Origin of the sequence: Streptomyces sp. NPDC052040 (assembly GCF_044548405.1) — a bacterium.
Classification (GTDB): Bacteria; Actinomycetota; Actinomycetes; order Streptomycetales; family Streptomycetaceae; genus Streptomyces.
Genome location: NZ_JBIUBV010000004.1, coordinates 357,836 through 375,729, shown reverse-complemented (window position 1 = coordinate 375,729; position 17,894 = coordinate 357,836). Strand labels below are relative to the sequence as shown.

Sequence of the window (17,894 nt, the reverse complement as noted above, 5' to 3'; positions counted from 1 at the left end):
GGGGGGGGGCCCCCCGGGGGGGGGGGGGGGGGGGGGGGGGGGGGGGGGTGGTGCGCGGGGGGGGGGGCCGGCCGGGGGGGCCCCCCGGGGGGGGGGGGGGGGCCCCCCCACGAAGTCGGGGTCCAGCCCGCGCAGCCGTACATCGACCGAGCCGGGGGCGAGTTCGCGGGTGATCTCGTCCATCGCGGCGGAGAGCACATTGAGCAGGGTCAGCCGGGTCGCCGACTCCAGCGGAGCGGTGAGCCGCTCGGCCAGCTCGCGGGCATCCTCCCCGCCGGCCTCGGCGGCCACCGCGAGTTCACGGCGGAGGGTGTCGACATACGGGGTGAGGTCCATGACGCCATCATGGCACCACTATGGCGCTATGCGCAAGCAGGAATGGCGCCCTGGGGGTGTCAGGCGTCGGTGTGGCGCTCTTGAGCTGCGGAAACGTGGAAATGGGCGCCTCGTGTTGCGGTGACATCTGGCGCGCTGGTGGGTTCCGTGGGTGTGGAGAAGGGCTGTGTGGCGCCCTGTGGTGCCACTTGGTGCCAGGTGGTGTCATCCGGCACCACGTGGCGTCGGGCGTCGGGTGGCGTCAGGTGATGCCGTGACCCCTGGTCCCGGGGTGACGGATCGTCACACACGCTCGGGGCATTACCAGGAAACGTGACGGGCGTCGGGCGACTCCCGAATTTTTTACTGACGCGTAACTTCACACTTCCACTACTCGTCCGTAACTTGACGAGTGAAACAGCATCCCGTGATCCGGATCACAGGGCCTGTCGTCGCACCTCCCTTGAGCCGCAAGGAGATCACCCGATGCTGCCCTGGAAAAGAGCGCTCAGACCGCTGGCGGCGCTGCTGCTGGCCACCGCGGTCGCCGTCGTCCCCGCCGCCTCCGCATCCGCCTCCGCCCGCCCGGCTGCCGCGCCGAGCAGCGGTTGGAACGACTACTCCTGCAAGCCCTCCGCCGCCCATCCCCGCCCCGTCGTCCTGGTCCACGGCACCTTCGCGAACTCCGTGGACAACTGGCTGACCCTGGCGCCCTATCTGGAGAGCCGCGGCTACTGCGTCTTCTCCCTCGACTACGGCCAGCTGCCGGGCGTCCCCCTCTTCTACGGACTGGGCTCCGTCGCCGACTCCGCCGGGCAGCTCCAGACCTTCGTCGACAAGGTGCTCGGCGCGACCGGCGCCGCCAAGGCCGACATCGTCGGGCACTCGCAGGGCGGCATGATGCCCCGTTACTACCTCAAGTTCCTCGGCGGCGCGGCCAAGGTGAACGCCATGGTCGGCATCGCGCCCGACAACCACGGCACCACCCTGGACGGACTCAGCAATCTGCTGCCCTACTTCCCCGGCGCCGCGGACCTGCTCGCCAAGTCCACGCCCGGCCTCGCCGACCAGATCGCCGGTTCCGCCTTCCTGGCCAAGCTCAACGAGGGCGGCGACACCGTGCCCGGGGTCCACTACACGGTCATCGCCAGCAAGTACGACGAGGTGGTCACCCCGTACAGCTCCCAGTTCCTCAGCGGACCCGACGTCCGCAATGTGCTGTTGCAGAACCTGTGCGGGCTCGACCTCTCCGAGCATGTGCTGATCGGGCTGACCGACCGGATCGCCTTCCACGAGGTGGCCAACGCCCTCGACCCGTCACACGCCACCCCCACCACCTGCGCATCGGCGTTCAGCTGACATCCGGCCACCACTGTGTGACGTCCGCAGCCGTCCCCAGCCGCTACGGCCGTCCCCGGGGCCTGTCCGACCTGAGCCGCCGGACAGGCCCCGACATTTTTCCGGGACGACCGGCAACCTAGCGGCAGGACAGCGCGGGACCGCCCGTCGACGGCGGGCGGAGGGGATTCTTATGGTCGCGTTAAGGGAGCCCTCAGGCTGCGCTCAGAAAGCGGGTCGCAGCCGCCGCCGCAGCCGGACAGGCAGGTGCGGGCGGGCAGGTGCGGGCGGGCTCAGGCCTCCGGCCACCAGAGGCGGGCGATGTCCTTGCGGATTTCCGGGCGCTCGGCGGGACGGTCTTCGTTCTCCTCCCGCACCCGGCGGGAGTCGGTCCTCTTCAGGGGCTTGTGCACGGTCACACGGCGCATGGCTGCCTCCTAGTGCCCACCCGGTTCCGCATGGAAGCGGAGGTAGACGTTTCGGTGAGGGTTCCTCATCGATTCCGCTCTGTCTGTGGCGGCTGTCACCCATCGACGGTCCCCGGTGGCTGTCACTCCTGGCGGTAGGACCAGGGACGTGCCCAGGAACATGGCCAGGAACCGGCCGCCCGAAACCTCCACGGTCCCAGGAGTATCGGTGCGCCGGGGCGGCGGCGCCCTCGCCGCAGAACCCCGGTGAGGGCCCCGGCTCAGCCGAGGAGCGCCTCGAAATCGTCGCCGAGCGCCAGGAGTTCAAGGGTGTCCAGCGCCTGCACGGCGGCCGCGGCGGCCGCCGGATCCGTCCGCGCGAGACCGCTCGCCGCGAACTCGTCCTCGTCGAGGCGGAGCACGGCCGTCCCGTCCGCGGAGCGCCACAGGTCCAGGTCGAGGTCCTCGACGACCAGTTCGGAGCCGGAGCGGACGGCCGGGCGGGTGATGTCGCAGTACCAGCCCTTCAGGGCGCCCCGCCGGTCCCGCACCTCCTTGACCGCGTACCAGCGGTCGCGCCAGTAGTGCTCGGTGAAGACATCGCCGGGTTCGAACCGGACGAAGCCGAAGTCCCGGACGCCCTCGCCGGCCCAGGGGGCGCGCACGGTGATCCGGGTGCCGTCGTCGTGGAGCAGTCCGGCCGGGTAACGGATCTTTGTACGACCCGCCTTGACCAGGACGACGTCCACCCGGTCCCCGGTCCTGGTCGGCTCCGCGTGCTGTGTCACGGGGGAGCACGGTACGCGGGCGGGATGCCGGGGTGCCTCCCCTTTTCCGGCCGGTGCGGGAGAATCGGGCCGTGACCTTGAAGATCAGGATTGGCGGAAGCGCACCGCCGTACGAGCAGGTCCGGGCGCAGATCTCCGAGCAGGCCCGGTCGGGGGTGCTGCCGGTGGGCTACCGGCTGCCCACCGTGCGGGGTCTCGCCGAGTCCCTCGGCCTCGCGGCGAACACGGTCGCCAAGGCCTACCGGACGCTGGAGGCCGACGGAGTGATCGAGACCCGGGGGCGCAACGGGACCTTTGTGGCCGCCGCCGGTTCGGCGGCGGAGCGGGAGGCGGCCGCCGCCGCGTCCGCCTACGCCGAGCGGGTGCGCCGACTGGGGCTGGCCGAGGAGGAGGCACTGTCCGCGGTGCAGGACGCCCTGCGGGCCGCCTACGCGTCCTGAGTCCGCCGCCCGGCCGGTCCCGCTGCCGCCGCCGGAAGGCTCCGCGGTGTGCGGGTCACCCGCAGGCCCGCCGCCGTCGCCACCCGCGCGAAGGCCGTCGCATCCAGCACCGCGGCCGCGTGCGGGTCGTTGTTGAAGTACACATGGACGTCCCCCGAGGCGGGCCAGGCTCCGGCGATGCGGGCCGCCCAGGACGCCAGCGCCCGGCGGCCGTAGCGCGGCCACGGCTCGGCGCGGCCCGCGTGCAGGCGGACATAGCCCCAGTCGGCGGTCCGCCACAGCGGGGTGACCGGCCGGGAGAGCACATCGGCCCAGCACAGCGCCGCGCCCCGGGCCGTGAGCACCTCCCGCACCCGGGGCGTCCACCAGGAGTCGTGGCGGGGTTCGACCGCGACCCGGGTGCCCGGCGGGAAGCAGGCCAGGCAGTCGTCGAGCAGGACCGGGTCGGCGCGCAGGGTCGGCGGCAGCTGGAGGAGCACCGGCCCGAGGCGGTCGCCCAGACCGGCCGCGTGGTCCATCAGACGCCGCACCGGTTCCCCGGGCTCGCGCAGCCGCTTGACGTGGGTCAGATAGCGGCTCGCCTTCACCGCCACCACGAACCCCGGCGGCACCCGCTCCCGCCAGCTCCCGAAGGTCTCCCGGGACGGCAGCCGGTAGAAGGCGTTGTTGACCTCGACCGTGGCGAACCGGGCCGCGTACTCCTCCAGCCAGCGCCGCACGGGCACACCCTCCGGATACAGGACGGCGCGCCAGTCCCGGTACTGCCATCCGGACGTCCCCACGAACAGGGTCATACCCCTATGAAAACACCGGCCGCGGCGGTGCGGAACGCTACAGATACAGCCCCGAGTCCGCCCCCGCCCGGGGATCGGGCACCGACGCCGGAGACGTCCCGCGCCGCAGCGCGTACAGCTCCGCCAGGGTCGCGCCCTCGCGGCCCACCCCGTCCTCCCGGCCGAGCCAGCCCACGGCCTCCGCGCGGGTCAGCGATCCCACCTCGATACGGGCCAGACAGCGGCCGGGGCGCACCACGGCCGGGTGCAGACGCTCCAGGTCCTCGTTGGTGGTGACGCCCACCAGAACGTTCCTGCCCTGGCCCAGCAGTCCGTCCGTCAGATTGAGCAGCCGGGACAGCGCCTGGCCCGCGGTGTGCCGTGCCTCGCCACGGATCAGCTCGTCGCAGTCCTCCAGCAGGAGCAGCCGCCAGCGGCCCTTGCCCGTGGCGTCCTCCTCGCCGATCGCGATGTCCATCAGATAGCCGACATCGCTGAAGAGCCGCTCCGGGTCCAGGACGCAGTCCACCTGGCACCAGTCCCGCCAGGAGCGGGCCAGCGTCCGCAGCGCCGAGGTCTTGCCCGTCCCCGGCGGCCCGTGGAGCAGCAGCAGCCGGCCCGCGATGTCCTCCGGAGTCGTCTTCATCAGCCGGTCCATGGCATCGGCCACCGGCGCCGTGTAGTTCGGGCGGACCTCCTCCCAGGTGCCCGCCGAGATCTGGCGGGTCGTCCGGTGCGGGCCGCGCCGCGGCGACACGTACCAGAAGCCCATCGTCACATTCTCCGGCTGCGGCTCCGGCTCGTCGGCCGCGCCGTCCGTCGCCCGGCCCAGCACCTGTTCGGCCAGCTCGGCACTGGTGGCCGTCACCGTGACATCCGCGCCGCGGTTCCAGCGGGAGACCAGCACGGTCCAGCCGTCGCCCTCCGCGAGGGTCGCACTGCGGTCGTCGTCGCGGGCGACGCGCAGCACCCGCGCGTCCGGGGGCAGCAGCGTGGCCCCGGAGCGTACGCGGTCGATGTTCGCCGCGTGCGAGTACGGCTGCTCGCCCGTCGCGAAGCGGCCGAGGAACAACGCGTCCACGACATCGGAGGGGGAGTCGCTGTCGTCGACATTGAGCCGGATCGGCAGAGCATCGTGTGGGTTCGCGGACATGCCGCCATGATCCGTCACGGGACCCTTCCGCGCACCGGGTTTGCCGAGTGCGCCGGGTGTGTCGGAGGCGCGCCCCACTCCCGGTGCGTACGCCGTCCGGACCCTCGGCGGCGAAACCCGCCCGCGGCCCGGGCCCGGCCGTTACTGTGGCCCGTGATGGGACGTCAAGAGCGGCACACGGGGGCACGGCGTCGGCTTCTCACCGCGCTGATCGGCGCGGGTGCGGCCGCGGTCGCCCTGGTGGTGGCCCTGATCTGCACCCTGCCCGGCGGCGGTGTCAGCACCCGGGGCACCACACCCGACGGCGGTTCCGTGCACGGCACGCCCGCCACCCCGTCCGGGGCCCCGCGGCCGGACGTCGGCTGGGGCTTCACCCACACCCAGTACAGCGCCGACGAGGGCTCCGACGCGGCGACCGCGCGGGTCGAGGGGCTGCTCTCCGGCACCGGCCTGCCGCAGAACCAGCACATCATGGGCTGGGGCGCGGACAATCCCGAGCCGGTCCGGGGCCATTACGACTTCGGGGACCTGGACCGCCGGATCGACTTCGTCCGCCGGAGCGGCGGCACCCCGGTCATCACCCTGTGCTGCGCCCCGGACTGGATGAAGGGCGGCCGGGCGGGGGTCGGCGCCACCGACTGGAGCCAGGCCGCCCTGGAGACCGCGCCCACCCCCGACCACTACCAGGACTACGCGGCCCTCGCCGCGACCGTGGCCCGCCGCTATCCGGACGTACGCCACTTCATCGTCTGGAACGAGTTCAAGGGTTTCTGGAACGACTCCGCGGGCCGCTGGGACTACGAGGGCTACACCAAGCTGTACAACCTGGTCTACCGGGCACTCAAACGGGTCGACAGCAGGATCATGGTGGGCGGCCCCTATCTCGTCATGGACAGCGTCGGCCCCCGCGGGGACGAGGACGCGTCCACCGCACTGCGGGGCCCCTGGGGCGCCATGGACAAGCGGGTGCTGGACGCCTTCGACTACTGGAACCGGCACAGGGCGGGCGCCGACTTCGTCGTCGTCGACGGCTCCAGCTACACCAAGGACGACGACCTGCTGCCCGACGAGTTCGGCGCCACCGACAAGTTCACCGCCGTCAGCGCGTGGGTGCGCAAGCAGACCGGCGGTCTGCCGCTGTGGTGGGCCGAGTACTACGTCGAGCCCGCCGACGGCAGCGACGACCGGGACGGCTGGAGCGAGGACCACCGGGTCGCCGCCCAGGCCGCCGGGATGATCGCCCTGGTCAAGGGGGGCGCCACCTCGGGCTTCTACTGGAACCCGGAGGAGCGCCAGGGCCCCGGCTGCCCGGGCTGCCTGTGGACACCCACCGACAGCGCGGACGGCGGCCGGGCCCTGCCCATGTACGACCTGGTCTCCCGGTTCTCCGCGGCGTTCGGGCCGGGCACCCGGTATCGCACGGTGCCGGTCTTTGGCGCGGACGCCGCCCGGCTCCGCGTCCTCGCCACCGGCACGACCGTCCTCGTGGTGAACACCCTCGACCGCGCGGTCACCGCCCGGGTCGACGGCAGGCCGCTCACCCTGAAGCCCTACGGGGTGACCTGGCTCCGACGCTGAACCGGCCCACCCCGTAGGCCCGTTGACCCGCGCTCAGCCCTTGCCCATGGTCAGGAAGCGCTGCACCAGCGAGGCCAGCAGCACGGCGAGCAGCGGCAGCGAGAACCAGAAACTGCTCTGGAGCAGGCGCAGGCGCCGCACCCCCGGCGCCATCGCCACCCGCGCCACCTCCCGCGCCGTCAGCATCAGGACCAGCGCCACGGCCGCGAGCCCCCCGACCACCGACCACGGCGTCCAGGTCACCCGGGGACCGATCGGACCCGGATGCGGCCGGGCGACCTGACCCGGCGGCCGCTCGCGCAGCGCGTACATGGTCACATCGCCGTTGACCAGGACCTTCTTCAGCTCGCGGCGGCCGTCCAGACTGCCGACGAGCCGGGACTCCCAGCCGGCCGGGTAGCCCACGTCCATCCGGAGATAGGTCACCTGGCTCTCGTTGACCATGAGATACGAGTTCGGACCCGCCTCCCTGAGCGCCTTGACCAGGCCCGACACCAGGACCGGATCGGCAGGCGCCAGAGTCGGCACATACTGCACCTTCTCCATGTCCCGGGCGCCCCACGGCATCGCCGGTGTCACATTGTTGACGGTGTCATTGCTCAGCCACAGCAGCCGTACGGTCGGGTCGTCATGGGCGTAGACATAGTCCATCGCCGCCACCTCGCCCGGGCGGATCCGCTCGAAGGACTCGTTGCCCCAGCGGGCCACCAGGAACCCGCCCATCAGCAGCAGCCCCGCCACCAGGGCGGCCAGCGGGGCGAGGTTCTGCCGCTGCCGCTCCCCGGCCACGGCTCCACCGCGCGGGAAGAGGGCGAGCCCGGCCAGCAGGGCCGCACCCGGCACGGCGAACATGAAGACCCGCAGCGCCATCTCCCCGCCGTAGGACTGCATGCCGAAGCCCAGGAACGGTACGAAGGTCAGCACCAGCAGCGACCGGTCGTGATAGGCGTTGCGGCGGCGCCGCCACCAGCCCCAGCAGGCGGCGGCCAGCAGCGATCCGGCGAGCAGCACACGGGCGTAGAGCACCAGTTGGTGCGTCGCGTCGCCGCCCTGGATACGGCCGGAGACCGAGGTCGACACATTGCTCCCGACCCCGCCGACCCCGCCGAACAGCTCGTCGAAGTGGCCCGACCAGTACGGCTCCGCCATGAAGCCGACCCAGAACGCCACCAGCACCGCGAACAGGACCGGCAGTCCCCGCAGTTCGGAGCGGCCGACCAGGACGAGGGCCGCGAGGACGCCCAGCATCACAAAGGGGGTGAGCTGGTGGGCCGGGACGCTCGCCGCGTACAGGCCGATCAGCACCAGCAGCAGCACCGCGCGCTGCCCGCGGTCCACCGGCTCGGCCTCCGCCTCGCCGGGGCGGACCCTGCCGTGGATCATCCGGGGCGCGCGGAACCACACCAGCAGGATCGCCACAAAGGCCAGATAGAGCAGATAGGTGAAGCCCTGCGGGGAGAAGTAGTCCTGGCCGACCCAGCCGCAGAGCACAAAGAACCAGATGCCGGTCCACTTGGCGCGCCAGCTCGCTCGCACCGCCCGCACCAGCAGGAACATCGGTGCCAGATAGAGCAGTTGGATCGCCGTCGGCCACCAGCGGATGACCTCGGTGAGGTCGGAGACCCCGCAGGCCTTCGCGGTGAAGGCGGCCGCCGCGAAGAAGCCCGGCCAGCTCCAGCGCGCGTCCAGGTCCGGCACGGCGGACCCGGTGCGGTCGATGTAGTCGAGGAAACCGAGGTGCTGCCAGGCCGTCGCGAACCGCGGTTCGGTCTCGATCACGGCGGGCAGGGCGTGCAGCGACACCACCGTGGCGAGCAGGGTGGCCAGCAGCAGGCCCTTGTGCTCCCGGCCGCGCCACAGCAGCCCGGCGAAGACCACGACCAGCAGCGCGGCCCCGGCCAGGGTCGGCAGCGGCAGGACCGAGACCAGCCCCAGGCCGCCCATCCGGGCGAGGGAGCCGTCGTCCAGGCCCAGCACGGGCAGCCAGTACAGCAGCAGCGCGAGGACCAGCAGACCGCCGAGGACGGCGGCGGGCGGCCCGGACCGCGTCCGCTCCCCGGCCTCCGGACCGTCCGGGGCCTCCCTTCGCGGTGCCGCGGGCGGCGGGCCCTGGTCCATGGGCACCACCGGGGTTCCGGTGGGCGGGGTCCCGGGGCCGGGGCGGACGTCCGGCCTGCGCTCCACATGGTCGAAGTCCACATGGATGCCGAGCGCGAGCGTGTCGGCGTCCAGCGTCTTCGCCCAGGACGGCACGGCCCTCGGCGCGGTGGCCTCGCGCGCCCCCAGGTCGGCGAGGTCACCGTCCGGCGCCATGTCCTCCGGCGCGGCGGCGGACGGCGCGGAGCGCAGGACGCGGTACAGCCGCGGTGCGGCGATCGCCACGATCACCGTGAGGCTGGAGATCTCCGCGACCCCGGCGCCGGTGAGACCCATACGCGGCAGCAGCAGCAGGGTCAGGCCGAGCACCAGGACGCACAGCAGACCCTGGAGCCACGCGAGTCCCAGCGTGCGGCTCTGGGCGCGCAGCACCGCGAAGTACGTCTCCATGACGACCCGCAGCAGCGCCCCGACCGCGAACCAGCGCAGCAGCGGGGTCGCCGCATGGGCGTAGCCCTCGCCGAAGACACGCAGGATGAGCGGCGCGCCGAGGAAGAGCAGCCCGCACACCGGCAGCATGATCCGGGCCATCCGCCGCAGCGCCGCCCGGGTGTTGGCGGCGAGCCGCTCCGGGTCGTGCGAGCCCTCGACGGTGAGTGAGGCACCCATGTTGATGGCGAGCAGATTGGTGGTGCCGCCGATGGTGGTGGTGATGTAGAAGTAGGCGTTGTCCGCGGCGCTGACCTGGGAGGCCACGATCACCGGCACCAGGTAGACCACCGCGAGCGAGAACAGCGAGCCGGTGTAGTCACCCGCCAGGAAGCGGCCGATCTCCCGCAGCGACGGCGGGTCGGCATGGCCCTCGGTCGCCTTGATGTGCCGGGGCACCAGCCGCCGGAACACCAGCCAGCCGAGCGGCAGTACGGAGGTGGCGATGGCGGCGACCCAGGACACGAAGACGCCCAGCATGGGCACGACGGCCGCGAGGGCGATGAGCAGCACCAGCTTCACCGCGGAGAAGACGGTGTTGCCCACGGGCACCCAGGGCGCGCTGCGCAGCCCGGTCAGCACCCCGTCCTGGAGGGTGAGCAGATTCCAGGCGACGACCGCCACCACGAAGACCAGCGCGGGAGCGGGTCCGTGCAGAAAGCGGTACGACCGCCCCCACACGTTCAGTGTCAGCAGGAAGACCCCGGCGGCCAGTGCCACCACGATCGAACTGCCCACGTAGGTACGGCGGACGAGGCGTCCGGTGGCCCGTCCCGAGACCGGGATGAAGCGGGCCAGGGCGCCGGTGAGGGTGACCGCGGTGAGCCCGGCGAGGAGCTTCATCGCGGCGATCGCGGCCGAGCCCTGGCCCACCGCGGCATCGGAGTAGTAGCGGGCCGCGACCAGCCAGTAGCCGAGGCCGAGCACCGCGGAGATACCGGTGTTGAGCATCAGCGCGTAGGCGTTGCGGAACAGCTGGCCGCCGCCGTCCCCGCCGCCTCGGGGCAGCCGCAGCCGCAGGCCGCCTGCGCGTTCGGGGGGTGCGGTCCCGGTCTCGGGTTTCTGGGTCGTGGTCGTCGTGTCAGACACGGGTACGGATGGCCTTCCGGCAAGCCTGTCGTGCTCTTCGGACCACGGCGTACCCCTTGGTCAGGACGCGGTCCCTGGCGAAGTTGCGGGCGATCGCCCGGCCCTGGACGAGCCGTTCGAACTCCTCGGTGCCCGTGCTGCGGCGCACGGTGACCCGTTGCAGCGCGTACGGGCCCTGGCGGCGCCGCGCGAGCGCGTTGCCGACGGCGAGCGACTGGCGGTAGCCCGTCTCGCGCACCGCACGGCGCACCCGTCGGCTGGAGTAGCCGTACGGGTAGGCGAACGAGACCGGGCGGGCGCCCAGTTCGTCGCCGATGACCTCCGTGCAGTGCGCCAGCTCGAAGCGGAGCGCCTCGTCGTCGAGGATGTCCAGCTGCGGGTGGGTGTGGCTGTGACCGCCGATCTCGGTCCCGGCGGCCGCGAGGTCGCGCACCTGGTCCCAGCCGAGCATGGTGTCGGGACCGCCGCCGGTGTCGTGGGCGCCCCTGAGCCAGCCGGTGGACACGAAGAGGGTGGAGGGGAAGCCGTGCCCGGCGAGTACGGGCAGGGCGTGCCGGTGCACCCCCTCGTAGCCGTCGTCGAAGGTGACCAGGACCGGCCGGTCGGGCAGCGGACGGTCCTCCCGCCAGGCCGCGGCCAGTTCGGCCGTGGTCAGGGGCGTGTACCTCAGGTCCGCGAGCAGCGCCATCTGTTCCGCGAACGCCGCGGGTGCCACCGACAGGGCGCGGGTCGCCGCGTTGGGCGCGGTCGCGACCGAGTGGTACATGAGGATGGGCACGCGTCGGCCGCTCATGGCGCCTCCCCCCGCCCGGGGATCTCCACGGCCGGGAACACGGTGCCGCCCCGGCGGGCCCGGACGCTGCCGAGCAGATAGCCGCCCGCGGCCGAGACGACCCCGGCGACGATCGCGCCCGCGCGGCCCGCCCCGCCGGGACGGGCCAGCAGGGCGTCGCGCAGCCCCCGGAACACTCCGGCGGGCAGCACCCGGGTGGTGTAGCGGCGCTCCGTCTCCAGGCCCTTGGCCGTGCCGACGCTGCGGGCGACGAGCGCCTTGGAGAGGCCCTCCGCGTAGGTGCGGGTGCGGAAGTAGGCGAAGTGCTCCCGGGGGGCGGGCACCCGGTGGTGGATGACCGCCCGGTCGTCGATCAGCAGGACCGCGTCGGGCCGGGCCCGGGCGAGGCGGATGCACAGTTCCGTCTCCTCGCAGCCCAGCGGGCGCTTGTCGCCGTCCCGCCCGATGCCGGTGGCGAAGCCGCCCGCCGCCTCGAAGGCCGTACGGCGGAAGGAGGCGTTGCCGCCGAGGACGTTGCGCACCCGGACCCGGCCGGGCGGCAGCCCCTTGTAGGTGCAGCCCACCACCCAGTCGAACTCCTCGGGGAACCAGGCGGGCCGGCGGCCCGAGGCCCACAGCGGCACCGTCCGGCCGCCGACGGCCATCACCCGCGGGTCCTCGTACCCGGAGGCGAAGTGTTTCAGCCAGTCCCGCTCGGCCACCGCGTCGTCGTCGAGGAAGGCGATGACCTCCCCGTGCGAGGCGGCGATCCCGGTGTTGCGTCCGGCGGACAGGCCGCGGGGGCCCGCGTTGGCGAGCACGCGGACCTCCCCGGTCTCCTTGTACTCCCGGCTCAGCCGGTCCAGCAGGGCGTCGTTGTGGTCCACGACGAGCAGGGTCTCGCGGGCCGGGAGCGACTGCGCCCGCACCGAGGCGACCGCCGAGAGGATGTCCTCCCAGCGGTCCTCGGTGTAGACGCAGATCACCACCGAGATGTCCGGGTCGTTCAAGACACCTCTCCTCGCACGGAGTTGAGTGCCACGGCGTGCGGGCGGCGGCGCAGCGCACGCCGGTTGGAGCGCTCCTTGAGGATCACCTTCAGTACCCGGAGGCCGTCCCGTACGGCGCGCAGATTGCTCGCGCCGTGGATGCGGAGGTACTCGTGGCTGGGTATCTCCTGCACCTTCAGACCTGCCTTCACCACCCGGATGTTCATCAGGGTCTCGACCTCGAAGCCCGTGCAGTCGAGGTCGATCTCGTCGAGGCAGTGCCGCCAGAACGCGTTGTAGCCGTAGCAGAGATCGGTGTAGCGAGCGCCGAACTTGGCGTTGACGATGGCGCAGAGCACCCGGTTGCCGAGCTTGCGGATCGGTGTCATGTCCGAGGTGCCGCCGCCGTTGGCGAAGCGCGAGCCCTTCGCGAAGTCGGCGCCGGAGACCAGGGCGGAGACATAGCTGACGATCTCCTGGCCGTCCGCGGAGCCGTCCGCGTCGACCATCACGATGATGTCGCCGGTGCAGGCCCCGAACCCGGTGATCAGGGCGTCCCCCTTGCCCTTGCCCCGCTGCCCGACCACCTTCACGCCGGGCCACAGATCGCGGGCCACCTCCACCGTGTCATCGGTGGAATTGCCGTCGACCAGGACCACTTCGTGAATCCAGTCGGGAAGTGTCTTGAACACATAGGGGAGATTCTCCGCCTCGTTCATGGCGGGAATCACCACGCTCACCGGCGGTGCAATGGCCAGATGGGAGGAGATGGGCCGGTACTTTCCCGGCATGGACGGATCTTGGCCCGAAACCGCCGGGCGCAGTGCAGAACTCATGAGTGTGTTCCCTCTCGTCCGGTGGACCGTCCACCCCCGGACGGTCCGGATCTTTGTCCGGTTCGAAAGGGGGGTTCTCACTCACGGCATGCCGAAATGGATCTCCGTGCCTGCCGGGTGAGCTGAAAAGCAGGCCGTCTGCCGGAAAAACGGCAGCCGGTCGCGCGGCACGGCTCGTACGACTGTGGTCGCCGAGCACGGCACCCCCCTACCGCGCTCCGCGCCGGACACCATCGCGGCACCTGAGCCCTCCCCTGGACCGCTTGATGATGAACCGATGCGGATTGATGGTTGACGGTATTGACGCGTGCGACTTTATGGCAAGACCAGGGTGGTGTTCCTCGTTTTCGCCGGTACGGTTGTCAGTCAACCCTTCGAACGAATTTTCCCTATCCGTTTCAGGATCCGGTCGGCCGGTTCGAAGAGTTCCGGCCGTGACAGCACCGCATTGCGCAGTGCCCGGACCGGGGCGCGGCGCGCCCGGTGTCCGAATGCAATCGGGTGACGCCGGGTCACCCACCCTTCGGACACGGACAGTTCCCGTGTCTTCAGGGAGTCCTTGTATTCCTTCTGGCCCCGCCCGAGATCCAGATAGGCGATCCCGTCGGCCGCCGCCGCCTCGGCCATCCGCAGATGCAGCACCAGCCCGGGCGAGTACTTCGCGAACTCCGGGTCGTACGCCGGGAACCAGCAGGCGAGCACCCGCTCGGTGCGCAGTCCGAAGTGCGCGGCCACCGGCCGGTCGTCGGCGTAGAGCACCGATAGGGTTCCGGCGAACGGCTCGGAGCGGGTGTGGAAGAGCTGCTGCACCAGGCCGCTGATCCAGGGGTGCGCGAAGCGGTCGCTGCGCCCGGTCCTGCGGTACTGCGCGGACTTCCAGGCCATCAGTGTCGTCAGGGCCGCGGGGTCGCGCTCGTCGTGGACGTAGCGCACCCGGCCCGTGTCCCGGCCGAGCTTGCGCTCCTTGGCGAGGGTGGTGCGGGTGAACTTCGGCGACCGCTCGCGCAGGCCGCCCAGATAGGCCTCGTAGCCCTGGTCGATGTCCATGACCGGGGACGGGAAGGTGCCGGAGGCTCCCGCCTCGAACGGCTGCTGGCCTTCCACCAGATGGTCGAACTCCCAGACGAAGAGCCCGCAGGCCCGGAGCAGTTCCCGGGCGTCCCAGGTGAAGCCGGGCCGGTGCACCAGGCCCTGGCAGTCCGAGACGCCGAGCCCGACGGCCCGGCCGATGCCGCCGGCGGTTCTCTGGAACGGGAAGAACGCGGCCGGTTCGCCGTCCTCGTAGACGGCCGCGATCCGTACGCCGTGTCTGCTGCGGCCCACGGCGAGGGCGAATTCCGGTGACAGGAAGGGGTTCGCCAGCCCGGGCGAGCCGTTCAGATGGGCCTTCGACTGGAAGGCCGTCCATGCCGCCCGGTCGGCCGCGCTCAGTTCGCCGGGGCGGTACACCCTTAAGTCCACGTCGTCAGGCCCGTCTTCTCGCCGTACGGCCGCGCGGCCGCCGTACCCGTACCAGCAGGAGAAGGAGGGAACTGATCGCGGCCACCGAGAGGATCCCGCCGGTGACCGACCAGCGGTGCACCGCCAGCATGCCCTGGGCGACCAGCAGGTCGATCGCGACCGCGCCCGCCAGGGACACCACCGTGCGGGGCCAGGGCCGCAGCCCCGGCAGCGCGGCACCGATGGCCATGGCCGGTGCGGCGAGCAGGAAGAACAGCGCGCACGGAGCGCGCAGCGGTGAGCCCGAGTCGAACGATGCGAGGACCGCGCCGACACCCGCGACGGCCATCGCCGCGCCCGCGAGCAGCGGGAACAGGCCCCTCCCCGGATCCTGTTCCGGCTCCCCGTCGTTGTCCGGTGACGGTGGCTTGATACTCAAGGTCTGCATGGGCGACTTTGCCCCCCGAAGCGCCGGATGCCCGGGCTTCAATGTGGCGCAGCGGGGAGGGGGTCGTCAAGACGCCGAGGCGGGACCCACATGTTCGGGGTGTTCCCTAAACATGTGTTCGGCAATGGCCGGGTGTGCGGGGCGGATTGGCCGTTCGAGCATCGAACTGGGGTGCATGGGTGGCGGTCCGTCGGGGCCGCGGGGGCGTGTGCGGTCGCGGGCTTGCGTACGGGCGGGGCAGGGGTGAACGTCCGGGTCGGGCTGGATGAATACGGAAACAGTTTTGGCATGGACACTTCCAGTCAACCCGTGTAGCTGGTACCACAGTTGCCGCAGAGATCCTGCTTAAGGGAGGTTCCATGAGACGTTCCCGAATTGCGGCATATGTGACTTCGCTCCTCCTGGCCGTCGGTCTCGCCCTCACCGGGGCGGCCGCGGCGCAGGCGTCACCCCTCGCGACCGGCGGCTATGTGGCCCTCGGTGACTCCTATGCCTCCGGTGTCGGCGCCGGAAGCTACATCAGCTCCAGCGGCGACTGCGACCGCAGCACCAACGCCTACCCCTATCTGTGGCAGGCGGCCCACGCACCCTCCTCCTTCAGCTTCCTGGCCTGCTCGGGCGCCACCACGGCCGACGTCCTCAGCAACCAGCTCGGCACCCTCAACTCCGCCACTTCACTGGTCTCCGTCACCATCGGCGGCAACGACGCGGGCTTCTCCGACGTCATGATGACCTGTGTGCTCCAGTCCGACAGCTCCTGCCTCTCGCGGATCGCGACCGCGAAGGCCTATGTCGACTCGACCCTGCCCGGCCGACTGGACGCCGTGTACTCGGCGATCAGGTCCAAGGCACCCTCGGCCCATGTGGTCGTCCTCGGCTACCCCCGCTTCTACAAGCTCGGCACCAGCTGCGTCGGGCTGTCCGACACCAAGCGGTCCGCGATCAACGGCGCGGCCGACTACATCGACGCCGCGATCGCCAAGCGCGCCGCCGACCACGGCTTCACCTTCGGTGATGTGCGCACCACCTTCACCGGCCACGAGATCTGCTCCAGCAACGCCTGGCTGCACAGCGTCGAATGGCTGGACATCGGCGAGTCCTACCACCCGACGGCGGCCGGCCAGTCCGGCGGCTTCCTGCCGGTCATGAACGGCGCGGCCTGACGCTCAGGAATCCGAGGGGGAGGCCCCGCCCGTCGGGGTCTCCGTCTCACAGCTCACCGAGAACGGCACGGTCCCGGAGGCGGTCCGCACCGGGGAACGCACCTCCACCCCGATCGCACTGCGCAGGGAACCACCCGGGTCGTACGTCGTGACGACCACCCGCTGCTGCCCGGTCCGGCCGCCCCCCGCCGGAAAGGACAGCGTCCGCCAGCCGGGGTCCGACACCCGTCCCGAGGTGGTGACCCAGCGGTAGGAGACCTCCGCCGGGAGGCGGCCCACCGTGAACGTCGCCGTGAACACGGGCGCTTCGCCCCGTGACGGGGGACAGGGGCCCGAGTAGTCGGTACGCGCCCCGGTGACGGTGACCCGCACGCTCTGGGCGGACCGGTCCGCCGTGGAACCGCCCCCGCCTGCCGTGGGCGCGCCCGGGGACACCGGACCCGCTCCCGTGCTCGGCCCGGAGCCGCCCGGGGCCGGGCCGTCCGCGCTCCCGCCGGGCGTTCTCGCACCGCCGCTCGCCCGGGGGCTCCCACCGCCGCCGTCGTTGCCGTGGTGCACCAGCCCGTACGTCACCCCCGCGAGCGCCAGCGCGAGCGCGGCCACACCCGCCACCACGGCCACGGCGGCACCCCGGCCCCGGGTCGGCGGACCGGGCCCGTCGGGGTGCACCGGCCGGGTCGCCCCCTCGGGCGCGGGCACCGTCGGCGCGGGAGCCGGGGAGCCGCCCGGGAAGGCCGCGACCGTCGGCGCGGTGGCGGCGGCGCCGCCCGTACGCGGGCCGCCCGTGCCGATGATCCGCAGCTCCTGTTCCGCGACAGGGGCCGGGATGCGCTCGGCCGGGTCCTTGCGCAGCAGCCCCTCGATCACCGGGGCCAGCGGACCGGCCCGCCGCGGCGGCGGCAACTCCTCGTCCACGGCCGCCCGCAGGGTGTTCAGCGGTGTGTTGCGGCGGAAGGGGGAGTGGCCCTCGACTGCCGCGTACAGCAGCACACCCAGCGACCACAGGTCCGACTCCGGGCCGGGGGTGCGCCCGAGCGCCCGCTCCGGGGCCAGGAACTCGGGGGAGCCGATGACCTCGCCGGTCATGGTCAGCGCCGAACTGCCCTCCACCGTGGCGATACCGAAATCGGTGAGCACCACCCGGCCGTCGTCGGCCAGCAGCACATTGGCCGGCTTCACATCGCGGTGCAGCACCCCGGCCGCATGCGCGGCGCGCAGCGCGGAGAGGACGTCGGCGCCGATGGCCGCGGCCCGCCGCGGGGGGAGCGGGCCCTGCGCGTCCAGCAGGTCCGACAGGGCGATGCCGCGGACCAGTTCCATGACGATCCAGGGGCGGCCGTCCTGGTGGGCCACGTCGTAGACCGTCACCACGCCGCGGTCCGCCACCCGGGCCGCCGCCCAGGCCTCCCGCTCCAGCCGGGCGTACAGGCGCTCCAGCTCGGCGGGCGAGAGTCCCGCGGGGGCGCGCACCTCCTTCACCGCGACCTCGCGCCGCAGCACCTCGTCACGGGCCCGCCACACCGTTCCCATCCCGCCCGCGCCGAGCGGGGACAGCAGCCGGTAGCGGCCCGCGATCACACGTTCACGGCCTGGTTCTTCGGACACGGGCGGTCCCCCTTCGCATCCGGGCGACATCTGCCACACCGCGTGATTTCTCCCCAAAAGTAGCCCAACTGAGCGCAACTGCGGCCCCCTTGGGCCCGGGGCCGCCGCGGCGCTCCGGGGAACGGGCCCACCCCGCTGCCCCGGACGCACCGGTATTCGGAGCGCCCGCCGGGG

Annotated in this window: 16 protein-coding genes (1 of these 16 cut by a window edge); 4 read left to right on the top strand and 12 right to left on the bottom strand. The window is 72.2% G+C overall.

The genetic code is table 11. The annotated features are described in order from the left end of the window. On the bottom strand, nt 1-336 hold the beginning of the coding sequence (locus ACIHAA_RS12470) for a hypothetical protein (RefSeq protein WP_399816024.1). It extends 384 nt beyond the left edge of the window; only the first 336 of its 720 coding nucleotides appear in the window; it begins with the start codon at nt 334-336; its stop codon lies off the left edge, out of view. 465 nt (nt 337-801) lie between these two features. On the opposite strand from ACIHAA_RS12470, the gene ACIHAA_RS12465 reads away from it, so the two are divergent. Beyond that, a complete protein-coding gene (locus tag ACIHAA_RS12465; protein ID WP_399816022.1) occupies nt 802-1,674 on the top strand; it encodes an esterase/lipase family protein in 873 nt (290 codons plus the stop codon). Between the two features lie 272 nt (nt 1,675-1,946). Here the strand turns inward: ACIHAA_RS12465 and ACIHAA_RS12460 are convergent, their stop codons facing one another. Both ACIHAA_RS12460 and ACIHAA_RS12455 read right to left on the bottom strand, forming a co-directional pair. After that, nucleotides 1,947-2,081: a hypothetical protein gene (locus ACIHAA_RS12460; RefSeq protein ID WP_399816020.1), complete on the bottom strand. Its 135-nt coding sequence runs from the start codon at nt 2,079-2,081 to the stop codon at nt 1,947-1,949. A 260-nt stretch (nt 2,082-2,341) separates the two neighbouring features. After that, nucleotides 2,342-2,848 carry a DUF402 domain-containing protein gene (locus ACIHAA_RS12455; protein WP_399816018.1) on the bottom strand — a complete coding sequence of 169 codons (507 nt, stop codon included), beginning with the start codon at nt 2,846-2,848 and terminating at the stop codon, nt 2,342-2,344. 71 nt (nt 2,849-2,919) lie between these two features. On the opposite strand from ACIHAA_RS12455, the gene ACIHAA_RS12450 reads away from it, so the two are divergent. Continuing rightward, the gene (locus ACIHAA_RS12450) at nt 2,920-3,288 is read left to right on the top strand and encodes a GntR family transcriptional regulator (RefSeq protein WP_399816016.1); all 369 of its coding nucleotides are present in this window, start codon (nt 2,920-2,922) and stop codon (nt 3,286-3,288) included. Here ACIHAA_RS12450 and ACIHAA_RS12445 read toward each other — a convergent pair. Both ACIHAA_RS12445 and ACIHAA_RS12440 read right to left on the bottom strand, forming a co-directional pair. Beyond that, nucleotides 3,276-4,082 carry a DUF72 domain-containing protein gene (locus ACIHAA_RS12445; protein ID WP_399816015.1) on the bottom strand — a complete coding sequence of 269 codons (807 nt, stop codon included), beginning with the start codon at nt 4,080-4,082 and terminating at the stop codon, nt 3,276-3,278. The genes ACIHAA_RS12450 and ACIHAA_RS12445 overlap by 13 nt on opposite strands. 37 nt (nt 4,083-4,119) lie before the next feature. Beyond that, nucleotides 4,120-5,214, bottom strand: a complete 1,095-nt coding sequence (locus ACIHAA_RS12440; protein ID WP_399816013.1) for a DUF5925 domain-containing protein — start codon at nt 5,212-5,214, stop codon at nt 4,120-4,122. A gap of 156 nt (nt 5,215-5,370) precedes the next feature. Here ACIHAA_RS12440 and ACIHAA_RS12435 point away from each other — a divergent pair, with 156 nt between their 5' ends. Continuing rightward, a complete protein-coding gene (locus ACIHAA_RS12435) occupies nt 5,371-6,792 on the top strand; it encodes a xylan 1,4-beta-xylosidase (protein WP_399816012.1) in 1,422 nt (473 codons plus the stop codon). Between the two features lie 33 nt (nt 6,793-6,825). Here ACIHAA_RS12435 and ACIHAA_RS12430 read toward each other — a convergent pair whose 3' ends face one another. From ACIHAA_RS12430 to ACIHAA_RS12405, 6 genes are all read right to left on the bottom strand, one after another. Then, nucleotides 6,826-10,467: a lipopolysaccharide biosynthesis protein gene (locus ACIHAA_RS12430; RefSeq protein ID WP_399816010.1), complete on the bottom strand. Its 3,642-nt coding sequence runs from the start codon at nt 10,465-10,467 to the stop codon at nt 6,826-6,828. Continuing rightward, nucleotides 10,460-11,260 carry a polysaccharide deacetylase family protein gene (locus ACIHAA_RS12425; RefSeq protein WP_399816008.1) on the bottom strand — a complete coding sequence of 267 codons (801 nt, stop codon included), beginning with the start codon at nt 11,258-11,260 and terminating at the stop codon, nt 10,460-10,462. The genes ACIHAA_RS12430 and ACIHAA_RS12425 overlap by 8 nt, the downstream gene beginning before the upstream one ends. Next, nucleotides 11,257-12,249, bottom strand: coding sequence for a glycosyltransferase (locus ACIHAA_RS12420; RefSeq protein WP_399816006.1), 993 nt, complete (start codon nt 12,247-12,249; stop codon nt 11,257-11,259). Before ACIHAA_RS12420 ends, ACIHAA_RS12425 begins: the two co-directional genes overlap by 4 nt. Then, nucleotides 12,246-13,064 (bottom strand): glycosyltransferase family 2 protein, encoded by an 819-nt coding sequence (locus ACIHAA_RS12415; RefSeq protein WP_399816004.1) that lies wholly within the window; start codon nt 13,062-13,064, stop codon nt 12,246-12,248. The genes ACIHAA_RS12420 and ACIHAA_RS12415 overlap by 4 nt, the downstream gene beginning before the upstream one ends. Nucleotides 13,065-13,430: 366 nt before the next feature. Then, a complete protein-coding gene (locus ACIHAA_RS12410) occupies nt 13,431-14,525 on the bottom strand; it encodes a GNAT family N-acetyltransferase (protein WP_399816002.1) in 1,095 nt (364 codons plus the stop codon). 4 nt (nt 14,526-14,529) lie between these two features. Then, the gene (locus ACIHAA_RS12405) at nt 14,530-14,952 is read right to left on the bottom strand and encodes a hypothetical protein (RefSeq protein ID WP_399816001.1); all 423 of its coding nucleotides are present in this window, start codon (nt 14,950-14,952) and stop codon (nt 14,530-14,532) included. A gap of 359 nt (nt 14,953-15,311) precedes the next feature. Between ACIHAA_RS12405 and ACIHAA_RS12400 the strand changes: the two genes are divergently transcribed. After that, the gene (locus tag ACIHAA_RS12400) at nt 15,312-16,115 is read left to right on the top strand and encodes an SGNH/GDSL hydrolase family protein (protein ID WP_399815999.1); all 804 of its coding nucleotides are present in this window, start codon (nt 15,312-15,314) and stop codon (nt 16,113-16,115) included. Between the two features lie 3 nt (nt 16,116-16,118). Here the strand turns inward: ACIHAA_RS12400 and ACIHAA_RS12395 are convergent, their stop codons facing one another. Beyond that, complete coding sequence (locus tag ACIHAA_RS12395; protein ID WP_399815998.1) at nt 16,119-17,750, bottom strand: serine/threonine-protein kinase; 1,632 nt, start codon at nt 17,748-17,750, stop codon at nt 16,119-16,121. Nucleotides 17,751-17,894 lie beyond the last annotated feature (144 nt).